Genomic DNA, 13,447 nt, shown 5'->3' on the forward strand with positions numbered 1-13,447 from the left:
ACCGCCGATCAGGCCGAAGGAAGAGACTTACTGCAGTCATTCGAGTCAAGCAAGAGGACTCCAGACAAAGAGACATCAGAGATGTCATCAATATAAGGACGGACCCCCTCCCTGATCGCACAGAATGTCACATTTCCGATAATGACAGTTTCATCGTAGAGCGTTGGACCGATTGTTATGTAAGCAACAGCGGACGGAGACTCTTGAATCCGACTCAGTGAAAAAAGTGCACTATGAGCAAATGAATAACCGCGCCGAAACAGCGTTTCAGCTCGACGACTGCCAGCGGAATCGAGATCAAGGTCAGGAATCGCTCTACCGTTCACTGAAGCCTCATATCCAGTAACGTCAGAGAACTGACCCTTAGCGCCATAATAACTGCCCCGAAGGGTTCTCAGCACCCAAGCACCATGATCTTCCTCGACCCATCCTGAATCAAGAACATTTCTGTGGAAATCAGTCAAATCTCCTGATGTAACCGTGTCAGACAGCCTCGGATCGATCATGCTCTCAAGCATCGAGTTGAACTTCATCAGGGCCACCACCCAAAACAGACTCGAAGTTCACAGGGATCAGCCTTCTACAGAAAATTACTGCGATGAAGCTTCGATACGAATCTCTCCTCAAGGATTTTCGCATGCGACTCCCCACTCCCAGTAGACGTTCTTGAAATCCAGAATCCCATTCTGAACCTCAGAAGCAGCACCGAGCGACGGAATATCTACGGAGACAAAGCCCTCACCATTCCACTCATGCGCCAACTCCGATCCGATAAAGAAATCACTCAGGCGAGACGCAAGCTTCCACTTTTCTCCTGTGTCAATGCGCTGATCCACCAGCACACGGAAGACCCCCCTGCCAGACCGCCCTAGAATGCTAAGCACCCCAGCATCTGGGTTGAGTTCAATCCTGTCGAACAAGGCCAATCCGTCAATACAGAAAGGAATAGAGGAGACCACCGTGGAACCAGAATCACCCTCCACCCAGATCTCTTCCTCCTGCTCTTCGAGTCCGTACCGAGCAAGGTCGATGACGACAGTCATCGCATCGTCTCCAAGAAACGGAGGTTTCACGTGGTTCCAGCGAATATTATTCGGCATTCTATCTTTCATCGCTCATACATGAAGGCCGCCAAGGACAGCAGCCAGGACCCGAAAAGAATCCGAAGGGAGTTCTCGAAATCCCTCTGCCTCGTCCGGGCGTTCAAGTGGCCCCTAAGAAGCCGTCCACCTGCAACTCAAGTCTTTGGACTTCACCAGAATTGATCCACCGGTGAAGACGATTTCGTGGCTGCACCCTCCGGAGTCAGGCAGCACCTCATCAAGCTTCACGCTCCCAAGCCCGGAAGGCGGGTACTCACCCCGACTGAAATCTTCCGTCGACTCGACTTCGAATTTCGAGACAGAGCAATATTCCACCACCATTCCCGAGTCGTGCTTGAAAGCGTTCCCTTTGAATCGGACGGAAATGTTCAAGGCGCCACCTTCAGCCGGAGAAAGATTCACTCCTTCCAACTCGAGGTCCTTGACGCACCTACGCCCATAGAAGTCATAGTGATCAGGACTCGTCGCGTACTCACGAGCACCGGGAGGAAGATCAGCGGAGATTTCAGGGAGGATGCTCAGATAGGGATTGGGGTCAAGAAATCTGACCCAGCGACCGTCTTCCTCTTTATAGAGCACGACGAACTTCACTAAAACTCCTCACCGAGAACCGGACACATGCAATCGTCACACTGTCTGAGATTGAAGTCGTGGAGTTATGTTTCACGAAACAACACAGCCGCGGCAAGACTCGTATCGAGCGACCCGCGAGGTACTACAGCTAGAGAAACTGGGCACCTCTCGTCTCGGCACCAACTCGCCAACGATGCTCTGCGCCACGCTGAGCGCAGAGTCGGTTGGCAGCCTCATTGCTCATCTCTTTCGCTCACTGCGCGGACCTCTCCGCCCTGCTGTGGACGGTGGCCGATCGTCAGGGCCTGAACCCCGGTGACCCGAACCAGAATGCCCTCCGAAGAGAGCGCCCACTCCGGCGGCCTCCGCTCCGTGGGAATCGGCGGCGCATCGGGGATGTTCTGGATCGACATGACCGAACCGTGGCTGGACCCGAAGACCATCGAACGCCTCCTCGACGACACCACCGTCTGGGCCGTCGTCGGGCTGTCGAACGACCCCGGGCGCACCGCCTACCCCATCGCCCAGTTGCTGCAGGCCAAGGGCAAGCGGATCATCCCGATCCACCCCGGTGCCGCGGCCGACGGCAAGGACGTCCTCGGTGAGAAGCCCTACGCGACGCTCGCCGAAGCGGCCGCCGAGGTCGGGCCCATCGACGTCGTCGACGTCTTCCGCCGCTCCGAGGCGGCCGGCGAGTTCGCCGACCAGGCCGTCGCGATCGGCGCACGCGGTGTGTGGTTCCAGCTCGGCGTCCTCGACGAGGAAGCTTTCCAGCGCACGACCGACGCCGGTGTGCCGATGGTGATGGACACCTGCCCCGCCATCGAGTGGGGCAAGCGCGGCGCCTGAGCACACGAGCGAAAGGGCTCGGTCGGCTCGGCCTCCACCAGGACCAGCGCGAGAGGCTCCGTTCCCGGGCCTGCCGCTCCAGAGATACTCCAGGACCGGCAGCGCCCGGTCTCCTGCGTGAGCGCTTCGGAACTTCTCCCTGTCCTCGATGACCGGAAGGAGGGTCCGGGCGTCCATGTACCAGCCCGGACCACCCGGTATCCGTGTCCCGTCCGTTCCGGCGGACGGGCCTGGAGCAGGGGGAGTCATACGCGGCAGGCTGTCCACCGCGTGCGGGCGGACGGCCGTAGACACCGCCGTTGCACCCCTTGATCAGTGTGACCCATGGCACAATAATGGTCACACGATTGGGAGCGCTCCCATTCCCACCGCCACCCCCAGCGGAAGGAACCTCATGCCCCTTCGAAACGCCGTCGCCCTGTGTGCGGCGGCAACTCTCACCGCAGGCCTGCTCATCCCCTCCCCCGCCCACGCCGACGATCCGCCGGAGCAGATCACCAACGGCGACTTCAGCCAGGGAACCGTGGGCTGGTGGGCCAGTCCCGGAGCGGACATGAACGCCGAGGAGGGAGTCCTGTGCGTGGACGTGCCCGGCGGCACCGGCGACCCGTGGGACGTGATCGTCGGCCAGGACGACGTATCACTGGTCGCGGGTGAGTCCTACAGCTTCTCCTTCACCGCTTCCGGCCTGGACGGGCGCCCCGTCCGGTCCCTCGTCCAGGAGCCCGTGGACCCCTGGAGCACCGAACTCGACGAGCGCCCGGTCCTCAGCTCCGAACCCGCCACCCACGAGTACGTGTTCACTGCCTCGGCCGACCGCGACGACGCACAGGTGGCCTTCCAGATAGGCGGCAGCGAACAGGGATGGGCGTTCTGCCTGCACGAGGTCTCCCTGATCGGGGGAGCCGAGCCCCCCGTGTACGAGCCGGACACCGGGCCTCGCGTACGCGTCAACCAGGTCGCCTACCTGCCCGAGGGGCCCAAGGGGGCGACGGTCGTCACCGACGCCACCGAAGCCCTTCCCTGGGAGGTCGCCGACGCGGATGGATCGGTCGTCGCCGAAGGCACGTCCACACCCCGCGGCACGGACGCCACCTCCGGGCAGAACGTGCACACCATCGACTTCGGAAACCTCAGCACGGAGGGGGAGGACTACACGCTGACCTCCGACGGCGAGACCAGCCACCCCTTCGGCATCACGGCGGAGCCCTACGCCGCACTGGCCACGGACTCGCTGAACTTCTACTACACGCAACGCAGCGGCATCGAGATCCTCGACGAGATCGCTCCCGGCTACGGGCGCGCGGCCGGTCACGCCGGCGTCGAACCGAACCAGGGCGACACCGAGGTGACCTGCCACCCGGACACGCCCTGCGACTACGCGCTGGACGTCTCCGGCGGCTGGTACGACGCGGGCGACCACGGCAAATACGTGGTGAACGGCGGCATCTCGGTCCACCAGCTGATGAGTGTGTACGAGAGAGCCCACACCGCGCCCACCGGAGACCCCGGGCGGGTCGGCGACGGCACCCTGGCGGTGCCCGAGAACGACAACGGAACGCCGGACGTCCTGGACGAGGCCCGCTGGCAGATGGAGTTCCTGCTCAGCATGCAGGTGCCAGAGGGTGAGGAACTGGCGGGCATGGCCCACCACAAGATCCACGACCTGGAGTGGACAGGGCTGCCGATGATGCCCGCTGACGACCCGCAGCCGCGGTACCTGCACCCGCCGTCCACAGCGGCCACCCTCAACCTGGCCGCTACGGGGGCCCAGTGCTCCCGGGTGTTCGCTCCCTACGACTCCGGGTTCGCCGACACCTGCCTCGCTGCGGCGGAAACCGCCTGGGCCTCGGCCGCGGCCGAGCCCGAGCGCTACGCCGCCCCCTCGGGTGCCGGTGGCGGCCCCTACGACGACGACAACGTGGCCGACGAGTTCTACTGGGCGGCTGCCGAGCTCTATCTGGCAACCGGCGGAGCGAAGTACGAGGAAGCCCTCACCTCCTCCCCGCTGCACACCGGTGAGGTGTTCACCGCTGACGGCTTCGACTGGCGCTGGACGGCGCCGCTCGGACGCCTCCAGCTGGCCACCGTTCCCAACGGCCTGGCCGACCGCGACTCCGTGCGCGCCTCGGTTCTGGAGGCAGCTGATCAGTACCTGGAGAACGTGCGCGAGCACCCGTACGGTCTGGCCTACTCCCCCGCGGGCGGCGTCTTCGCCTGGGGCTCGAACAACCTGGTCCTGAACAACATGGTCGTGCTCGCCACCGCGTACGACATCAGCGGCGACGACCGCTACCGCGACGCCGTGCTGGAGGGGATGGACTACGTCCTGGGGCGCAACGCCCTCAACCAGTCGTACGTCACCGGTTACGGCACCAACGACGCGGTCAACCAGCACAGCCGCTGGTACGCCCACCAACTCGACCCGGCCCTGCCCAACCCTCCGAGGGGGACCCTCTCCGGCGGGCCGAACTCCGACACCGGCACCTGGGATCCGGTGAGCCGGGCCAACCTGGAGGGCTGCGCACCCCAGTTCTGCTACATCGACCACATCGACGCGTGGGCGACCAACGAGCTGACGATCAACTGGAACTCGACCCTGGCCTGGGTGTCCGGCTTCATCACCGACCAGGGCACCGCGACCGCGGCCGCGCCCTCCACCTGCGAGGTGGAGTACACGACGCACGGCGCCTGGCCAGGCGGGTTCAACACCCAGGTGACCGTCCGCAACAACGGGGCCGAACCCGTCAGCGGCTGGGGGGTGGACTGGTCCTTCCCCGCCGGGCAGACGGTGAGCCACTCGTGGAGTTCCGAACTCGTGCAGGCCGGGCGCGCGGTGTCCGTCAGCGGACTGGACTGGAACTCCGTGATCCCCGCCGGCGGTGAGGTGACCTTCGGTTTCGTGGGCCGCAGCGCGTCGGAGCACAGCCCCTCCCCGGAACGGTTCGCCCTCAACGGCACGGTCTGCGGCTGACCGTCCCTCACGGGCCCCGGCCGAGATGACCGTGTGCCCTCTCCCGGGGGGGCACACGGTCAGTCCGTGAGCCAGACCTGTCGGATCCCGAGGGCCGGGATCCGGAGTCAGGGCTCAGAGGAACCCCGGGCGTCTCCTACGCCCAGGGTCCGCCTGACGGGTCCTCGCCCAGAAGGAGGATCGCGCGTCGCAGGACGTCGCGCTGGGCCTCGTTGTAGAGGTCGTTGACGGACTGTGCCGCCGTCTTCACGGCCTCGGCCCGGACCATGGTCAGTCGCGGTCCCGGGTCCTTCATCCAGGGGAAGTCCCTCTGGTGCTGGGCGATGATCCGCGCCACCTGTTCGGCCAGGCGCTGCCGGACGTCCTCGCTCGCATCGGGGGACAGGGTGTTGATCTCCTCGTCGAGGTCGGTGGGTTCGGCCTCGATCATGCTCTTGAGGTCGCCCATCGCCTTCTCGTCGTAGAACCTGGACGAGATCGCGAGGACCGCACGGTCCGCCGGAGTCAGCCGTTCGGCGACCGAGCCGAAGTCGGTCGGAACGTCGATCGGGGTCCGGTCGTGCAGCAGTACGGCCAGTTCGGCGCGCGCCCGCTGGAGCCGTTCGATGCTGACGGCGAGCTCGGCGTCGAGCACCCGCAACGCGTCGGTGACGTTGCCCGGGCGGTCCCCCATCTGCTCCACCTGTGTCAACGGAACGCCGAGCTCGCGCAGCCGCCGTATCTGGATGACCCGTGCGAGGTGCCACGACCGGTACTGCTTGTAGCCGTTGCTCCGCCGCTCGGGTTCGTCGAGCAGGCCGATGCGGTGGTAGTGGCGGATGGTGTTGACCGTCGTGCCCGCCATCTCGGCGAGTTCGCGTGTGCTCCACCCCATGGTCGGCTCCTTCCACCGGCGTCCCCTGGCTCGAGTCCGGGCTCTGACGCTACGGCAAGTCCTGGACGGAGTGTCACAGCGTGCAGGTCGCCCCCTCCTCGGGCACTTCGAGGTCGATCAGGTACGCGGCCGCGGCCTGGTCCACGCACTCGTTGGTCCCGAGGCTGACGATGCCGTGCCCCGTGCCCTCGACCGTCAGCAGCGCGCTTCCGAGCGTGTCCGCGAGCTCGATGCCGCCCGCGTGCGGGGTCGTCGGGTCGCCGGTGATCGACACCACGAGCGTGTCGGGCAGGCCTTCGACGCCCTCCGCGTAGGGGAACCCGAGGCCGGGCTCGGCGGGCCAGTGCTCGCACCCGTCACGCGCCCCGTCGGTCACGTCCACGCCCGGGTCCATGAAGGGCGCCTGGTCGTACGTCGACTCGCGCAGCTCGCCACCCTGTTCCGGGGTCAGGCGCTCCTCGTCCATACAGTTGATCGCGTGGTTGGCCTCGAGCGAGTTGGGCCAGGCCCCGTCGGGGCCGCGCATGCCGAAGTCGTAGATGAGCTGCATCAGGGCGTCACCGCTTCCCTCCTCGACCTCGGCGATGCCCTCGATGATCCGCGGCCAGCTCTCCGTGGTGTAGAGCCCGGCGATCACCCCGCCGACCGCGCCGTCGAAGTCCAACTCCTGGCCCAGCGCGGGCACGGGGTCGTCCCGCAGGGGCCGCACGATCTCCTGGAACTTCTCCGTCGCCTGTCCGGGATCGGTACCCAGCGGGCAGTCCGCCTCGGCCGCGCAGAAGGCCGCCATCTCGTCGAACGCCCCCTGGAACCCCGCGTAGGCGTTCACGCGGCGCTCGAAGCTGCCTTCGAGCGGGCTCATCGCCCCGTCGAGCACCATCGCGCGCACGCGTTCGGGGAACTGTTCGGCGTAGACGCTGCCCAGCCGGGTGCCGTAGCTCTGACCGAAGTAGGTCAGCCGCTCCTCACCGAGCGAGGCCCGGAGCACGTCCATGTCGCGCGCGGTGTCCCGCGTCCCCAGGTGCGGAAGGACCTCGGACCCGCCCGAGCCCTCGGCGCAGCGCTCCATGATCGCGCGGGTGTCGTCCTCGGTGAACTGCGCGGTGGTGCCCTGTGATCCCAGCGGAACGACCCCCGTGTCCGCCTCCTCGTCGGTGTAGCAGTCCACGGCGGGCTGTGTGGCACCGACACCGCGCGGGTCGAAGCCGACCAGGTCGAAGCGTTCGGTGATCTCGCTCTCCGCCAGCCCTGCGAACGCCAGAGCGGCGCCCACGACCCCGGATCCGCCCGGGCCGCCGGGGTTGTGGACCAGCGATCCCGTCGACTCACCCCTGGCCGCCACCCGCATCACCGCCACCGACGCCCGTTCGCCCTCGGGCTCCCCGTAGTCCAACGGCACCTCCATGCGCGCGCACTCGGCGCCGGGCGCCAGCTCCAGCAGCGAGGCCTCGATGTCCGTCGTCGTGTAGTCGGCGCAGGTCTCCCACGCCAGTTCCTGCTCGTAGAAGCCGTCCAGATCGGCGCTCGGGGATCCGGTGCCGGGCCCCTGCCCGCCCGGTTGCGCCGGAGCGCACGCCGCCAGGATGCCTGTCAGCGCGAGCACGCCGACTCCGGCACTGATCCGGCTCCGGTGCCGCCCCGGCCCGGTGTCCCTCTGCGGTATCCGTTCCCCCACGTCTGCCCCCTGCATGCGACCAACACTTCGGTCGCAAGCAGACACTGTGTTCCTGGAACAGGGTCAAGCCCGTGTCGCCAGGTCTCACTCCCACGGCAGGTGGGGGCGGGCCGGTCCGGTCGGCGCACCGCCTCCGTTGCGCGCCTTCGCGCCTTACCGGCCTTCCCAGAGCGTTGCGACCGTGTTACTTTCTGCTTTCGACCATCGGCAGGTAAGCGCTTACCGAGCATGTTTCTCGCCCGCACCGGCGAAGCGGGGTCGCACGCCCCCTTCGCCGTCCCCGAGAGAAGGAAAGCCATGCGACCCCCCGCTCACCGACGGCACGGGACCGTCACCCTCCCCCTCACCGCCGCGGCGGCCGCGCTCGCCCTCGGCGCGGTCGTCCTCACCGGAAGCGGCGACGACACGACCACCGCCGCGACCGCCTCCAGCGCCGACCCCGTCGACGCCAGGCAGGCCGAGAACCTCGACCGGAGCGTCGTCAGCGTCGGCGGCCCCGACGGCAACCTCGTCACGTGGCGCCTCCTCGGCGAGGACGACCCCGCGACCGCCTTCAACGTCTACCGCGACGGTGAACTCATCACGCCCGAACCCCTCACCGGGGCCACCAACCACCTCGACACCGGCGCCCCCTCCGACGCCGCCTACACCGTCGCCGCCGTCGTCGACGGGGAGGAGCAGCCCCCGTCGGAGCCCTCCCTCACCTTCGCCGACGGGTACCTGGACGTCCCCCTGGACCGCCCCGAGGGCGGCAGCGTGAACGGCTCCGACTACACCTACGACGCCAGCGACGCCTCCGTGGGCGACCTCGACGGCGACGGGCAGTACGAGATCGTCCTCAAGTGGGATCCGACCAACGCCAAGGACAACTCCCAGAGCGGGCACACCGGCCCCGTGCTCATCGACGCCTACGCGCTCGACGGCACCCGGCTGTGGCGCATCGACCTGGGCGCGAACATCCGCGCGGGCGCCCACTACACCCAGTTCCAGGTGTACGACTACGACGGCGACGGAAGCGCCGAGGTCGCCATGAAGACCGCCGACGGCACCCGTGACGGCGAGGGCACGGTCATCGGCGACGCCGGGGCCGACCACCGCAACCCGAGCGGGTACGTGCTCAGCGGCCCCGAGTACCTGACGGTGTTCGAGGGCACCACCGGCCGGGCCCTGGACACCGTCGACTACGTTCCCGCGCGCGGCAACGTCGCGGACTGGGGCGACGACTACGGCAACCGCGTCGACCGGTTCCTGGCCGGTACCGCCTACCTGGACGGCGAAAACCCCAGCATGGTGTTCTCCCGCGGCTACTACACCCGCGCGGTCGTCGCCGCCTGGGACTTCCGCGACGGTCAGCTGTCCCAGCGGTGGGTCTTCGACTCCGACGACCCCGGCAACCAGGGCTACGCCGGGCAGGGCTTCCACAGCCTGTCCGTCGCCGACGCAGAGGGAGACGGGCGCGACGAGGTCATGTTCGGCGCCGCCGCCATCGACGACGACGGCACCGGCCTGTGGGCGACCGGATACGGCCACGGGGACGCGCTGCACGTCGGCGACTTCCTCCCCGACCGGCCCGGCCTGGAGGTGTACGGCGTGAGCGAGAACGCCTCGGCTCCGGACGCCTGGCTCGTCGACGCGGCCACCGGCGACACGCTGTGGGAGCTCGGTCCGGGCGGCGGCGACAACGGGCGCGGCGTCGCCGGGGACATCTGGGCGGACAACCCGGGGGCGGAGTTCTGGTCCTCGAACGTGGCCGGGTTGCGCGGCGCCGACGGCGAGGAGGTCGGGGCCAAGCCGGGTTCCGCCAACTTCCTGGTGTGGTGGGACGGCGACGCGAGCCGTGAACTGCTCGACGGGACCCGGATCGACAAGTACGGCCCCGACGGCGGTACCCGCCTGCTCACGGGTGAGGACGTGGCGTCCAACAACGGCACCAAGGCCACCCCCGCCCTGTCCGGTGACATCCTCGGCGACTGGCGCGAAGAGGTCGTCTGGCGTACCAGTGACAACACCGCCCTGCGGATCTACTCCACCCCGCACGAGACGGACCTGCGGGTGCCCGCCCTCGTGGACGACTCCCAGTACAGGGTGGCGCTGGCCTGGCAGAACACCGCCTACAACCAGCCCCCGCACCCGTCGTTCGCCCTCGGTGAGGGCACCGCGGGCGGCGCGCCCTGACCCGACGTAGGGCGCTCTGACCCGACGCGGGGCACTCCGGCACCGTGCCGGGGTGCCCCGCACCCGTCCTCCGCACGACCCGGGTGCAGGCGGTGGTGCTCGCCTACGAGACCGGGCTGGTCGGTGTCCCCCGGTCGGGTCCGGGAGACACCGAACGGCAGCCCGGCTCCCGCGGGGGCCGCGCGGCCTCTCCGCGGCCCCCGAGGGGCGGATGACTCCCCACGGTGCCGGACAGGCAGCCGAACTACCCCGATGGCGGCTGTTCAGCCGAGCAGGAGGGGTTCTACGGCGGTTCCGGTGAGCGCGGCCTGTTCGAGCCTTCCCACGCGCAGCCACTCGAGCACGTTCGCGGCGGGGTCGAGCACGTAGCGCTCGAGCGACCCATCGGAGAGGAACGCGACGTGCGGTGTCACCAGCACACGCGGGTCGCGCCGCAGCGGGTCGCCGGGGTCCGCGGGCTCCCCCGCGAGCACGTCGAGCGCTGCTCCGCGCAGGCGGCCCGAGTCGAGCGCCTCCACCAGAGCGGCGTGGTCCACCAGCTCACCCCGCGACACGTTGACGAGGTTCGCCCCCTCACGCATCGCCGAGAACGCCTCCCGGCCGATCGACCCGGCGGTCTCCGGGCTGAGCGGCAGGTGCAGTGAGAGCACGTCCGACTCGGCGAGCAACCGGTCCCGGTCGACGAGCCTCACCCCTGCGGGTGCCTCCGCCACGAACGGGTCGTGGGCGACGACCGCACCGAAGACGGGCGCGGCGATCTCCGCGAGACGACGCGCGATGCGGCCGAACCCGAAGAGGCCGAGGGTGAGCCCGCTCAGCTGCCTCGGCACCGGCTCCAGCTCCTCCGTCCAGCCTCCCGACGCGGTCACCGCGAGGCTCTCCCGCAGGTGCCGTTCGAGCGCCAGCGCGAGGGTCAGCGCGTGAGCGGCGACCTCCTCGGTCGCGGCGCCCACGAGGTTCACGATCCAGATGCCGCGGCGTTCGGCCTCGGCACGGTCGATCATGTCGATCCCCGCGCTCATGGTCGCGATACAGCCGACGTTCGGCAGCCGGTCGAGCAGCGGCTTGTCGATGCGGGCGAAGCCGACGACCAGCGCGACCGCGCGCTCCGCCCCGTCCGGCAGGACCTGCTCCGCGAAGCGGTCGCTCGGCAGCTCGGCGAGGACCGTGTCGCACCCGGCGTCCTCGAGCAGCGCCCGCCCGGGCCGGGGATCGAGGTCGGTCCGGTCCGTGAAGAGCACCAGTGGCCTACTCACGCCAGACGCTCCAGGTGGGTCGGGGCGAACAGTTCGAGGACCGCGGGCAGCACGACCACTCTCGGCCCGCCGGCCTCGAGGGCATGGGCGACCGCGGCGGGGGCGTCCTCCAGGGTCGTGCTCTCGGCCGGCACGCCGAACGACTCGGCGAGCGCCACGTAGTCGGGCCGGGTCAGCTCCGTCGCGGTCGCTTCGCCGAAGGCCCCGGTCATGTACTCGCGGAGCACCCCGTATCCGCCGTCGTCCACGATCAACCAGACCACCGGCAGATCGTGCTGCGCGGCGACCGCAAGCTCCGCGACGCCGTACAGGGCGCCGCCGTCACCCGACACCGCGAGCACCGATCCGCTCTCGCCGTTCACACGCCGGCCGAACGCGGCGCCCAACGCCGCGGGCAGGCCGTAGCCCAGGCCTCCGGCGCCCTGGGCCGACGCGAACTCGGCGTCGCGCGGGTCCCAGGCCGACCACGCCCAGTAGGCGAGGATGGTCATGTCCCAGTAGACGCGGGTGTCGGCGGGCACCGCCTCGCGCAGGCCGCGCACCAGGGCGAGCTCCGCCTCGAGCCCCTGGCCCTCGACCCGGGTGAGCACGGTGTCGAGCAGGTCCGCGATCCGCTTCCCGGCCGAGGCGCGGCGCTCGGGGCTGGAGGAGCGGCCTCTCTCCTCCAGGCGGCTGTCGAGGGCGGCGAGCGCGAGCTTCGCGTCGGCGTGGATCCCGATCCCGGGGTGGTTGGAGCCGAGCTTGCCGAGGTCGGCCTCGATCTGCACCACCCGGCCCCGCGGGCGGAAGGTGTGGTAGTTGCTCGACAGCTCGCCGACACCGCTGCCCACGATCAGCAGCGCGTCCGCGTCCTCCAGGAACTCGGTCGTGGCGATGTCCTCGATCCAGGAGCGGGCCGACAGCGGGTGGTCCCAGCCCATCGCGCCCTTGCCGCCGACGGTCGTGACGACGGGTGCGTCGAGCCGTTCGGCCAGGGCCGCCAGTTCGGCCTCGGCCCCCGCGCGCACGACACCTCCGCCCGCGAGGACGACCGGCCGCTCGGCGCCGGCCAGGGTCCGCGCGGCCAGGGCCACCACGTCCGCGATCGGTTCGAGCGGCCGCGGCTCCGCGTTCAGCCGCGCCGCGGACAGGTCGGGCACGACCTCGTCGGCCGGGGCGAGCAGGATGTCCTGCGGCACCTCCACGAGCACCGGCCCCTGCGGGGCGGTCCGGGCGGTCCGCCAGGCCTCGGCCACGGCGGTGGGGATCTGCGCCATCGTGCGCACGGTGACGACGCTCTTCACGATGCCGCGGAACGAGTCGGACTGCTGCGGCAGCTCGTGGAGGTAGCCGTGCCGGCCGCCGCCGAGCCCCGCCACCGGGATCTGCGCGCTGATGGCGAGCACCGGGATCGAGGAGGCAGCCGCCTCCTGCAGCGCTGACAGCGAGGTCAGCGCACCGGGTCCCGTGGACAGCAGCAGCGGGGCCACCTCACCGGTCACCCGGGAGTAGCCGTCCGCCATGAACCCGGCGTTGTTCTCGATGCGGGCGCTGAGATAGGTGAGGTCCGAGCGGCGCAGCGCGTCGAACAGTCCGAGCGCGTGCTGTCCGGGCAGCCCGACGACTCCCCTGGCGCCCAGCGTGCTCAGCGTTTCGAGGACGACGTCGCCGCCGATCCGGGGTCCGTGGTCGCGAGTGGCCAAGGTGACTTCCTTAGGGGTTGCGGGTGTGGGCGGCCGCGGATGTGCGGAGCGCGGGTCCCGGCGTGTGAAGGTGCCGGAAGCGGCCGGTGGGAGGTCGCGCGGCGGTCGGCACGGCCCGAGTCCGCTGGTGGGGCGGGGTGCGGGTGGCACAGAACCCGTTCGGCGCTTCCGGGTACGAGCGCGAGTCTATGCACGCGGCCTCCGCGAGAGCGAGGGACGAACTATCCTGGTTTCCAGCCTGCCGAGTCATTTCGTCCTGGCTGGTGACGTCCAGCAGCGCCCGTCG

The 13,447-nt window shown here is 68.9% G+C and carries 11 protein-coding genes; 3 read left to right on the forward strand and 8 right to left on the reverse strand.

What is annotated here, in order from left to right; all coding sequences use genetic code 11:
- Positions 1 to 8: 8 nt before the first annotated feature.
- From D458_RS36235 to D458_RS36240, 4 genes are all read right to left on the reverse strand, one after another.
- On the reverse strand, positions 9 to 533 hold the full coding sequence (locus D458_RS36235) for a hypothetical protein (protein ID WP_152521059.1): 525 nt from the start codon (positions 531 to 533) through the stop codon (positions 9 to 11).
- Between the two features lie 90 nt (positions 534 to 623).
- Complete coding sequence (locus D458_RS35290; protein ID WP_083936243.1) at positions 624 to 1,112, reverse strand: DUF4265 domain-containing protein; 489 nt, start codon at positions 1,110 to 1,112, stop codon at positions 624 to 626.
- Positions 1,113 to 1,214: 102 nt separating this feature from the next.
- On the reverse strand, positions 1,215 to 1,694 hold the full coding sequence (locus D458_RS35295; protein WP_239647896.1) for a hypothetical protein: 480 nt from the start codon (positions 1,692 to 1,694) through the stop codon (positions 1,215 to 1,217).
- A gap of 215 nt (positions 1,695 to 1,909) precedes the next feature.
- A complete protein-coding gene (locus D458_RS36240) occupies positions 1,910 to 2,089 on the reverse strand; it encodes a hypothetical protein (protein ID WP_152521060.1) in 180 nt (59 codons plus the stop codon).
- On the opposite strand from D458_RS36240, the gene D458_RS0105525 reads away from it, so the two are divergent.
- Together D458_RS0105525 and D458_RS0105530 are read left to right on the forward strand one after the other, a co-directional pair.
- Positions 2,088 to 2,525 carry a CoA-binding protein gene (locus D458_RS0105525; protein ID WP_026119028.1) on the forward strand — a complete coding sequence of 146 codons (438 nt, stop codon included), beginning with the start codon at positions 2,088 to 2,090 and terminating at the stop codon, positions 2,523 to 2,525. The two genes, D458_RS36240 and D458_RS0105525, sit on opposite strands and share 2 nt — an antisense overlap.
- A gap of 394 nt (positions 2,526 to 2,919) precedes the next feature.
- Positions 2,920 to 5,499, forward strand: coding sequence for a glycoside hydrolase family 9 protein (locus D458_RS0105530; RefSeq protein ID WP_017585730.1), 2,580 nt, complete (start codon positions 2,920 to 2,922; stop codon positions 5,497 to 5,499).
- A 136-nt stretch (positions 5,500 to 5,635) separates the two neighbouring features.
- Here the strand turns inward: D458_RS0105530 and D458_RS0105535 are convergent, their stop codons facing one another.
- Together D458_RS0105535 and D458_RS0105540 are read right to left on the reverse strand one after the other, a co-directional pair.
- Complete coding sequence (locus tag D458_RS0105535) at positions 5,636 to 6,373, reverse strand: helix-turn-helix domain-containing protein (RefSeq protein ID WP_017585731.1); 738 nt, start codon at positions 6,371 to 6,373, stop codon at positions 5,636 to 5,638.
- Between the two features lie 73 nt (positions 6,374 to 6,446).
- Positions 6,447 to 7,976, reverse strand: a complete 1,530-nt coding sequence (locus tag D458_RS0105540; protein WP_017585732.1) for an alpha/beta hydrolase — start codon at positions 7,974 to 7,976, stop codon at positions 6,447 to 6,449.
- 369 nt (positions 7,977 to 8,345) lie between these two features.
- Between D458_RS0105540 and D458_RS33010 the strand changes: the two genes are divergently transcribed.
- Positions 8,346 to 10,223, forward strand: coding sequence for a rhamnogalacturonan lyase (locus D458_RS33010; RefSeq protein ID WP_051049599.1), 1,878 nt, complete (start codon positions 8,346 to 8,348; stop codon positions 10,221 to 10,223).
- 263 nt (positions 10,224 to 10,486) lie between these two features.
- Here D458_RS33010 and D458_RS0105550 read toward each other — a convergent pair whose 3' ends face one another.
- Positions 10,487 to 11,479, reverse strand: coding sequence for a C-terminal binding protein (locus tag D458_RS0105550; RefSeq protein ID WP_051049600.1), 993 nt, complete (start codon positions 11,477 to 11,479; stop codon positions 10,487 to 10,489).
- Positions 11,476 to 13,161 carry a thiamine pyrophosphate-binding protein gene (locus tag D458_RS0105555; RefSeq protein ID WP_017585734.1) on the reverse strand — a complete coding sequence of 562 codons (1,686 nt, stop codon included), beginning with the start codon at positions 13,159 to 13,161 and terminating at the stop codon, positions 11,476 to 11,478. The genes D458_RS0105550 and D458_RS0105555 overlap by 4 nt, the downstream gene beginning before the upstream one ends.
- Positions 13,162 to 13,447 lie beyond the last annotated feature (286 nt).

The sequence above is a fragment of the Nocardiopsis ganjiahuensis DSM 45031 genome (assembly GCF_000341085.1).
GTDB classification, from domain to species: domain Bacteria; phylum Actinomycetota; class Actinomycetes; order Streptosporangiales; family Streptosporangiaceae; genus Nocardiopsis; species Nocardiopsis ganjiahuensis.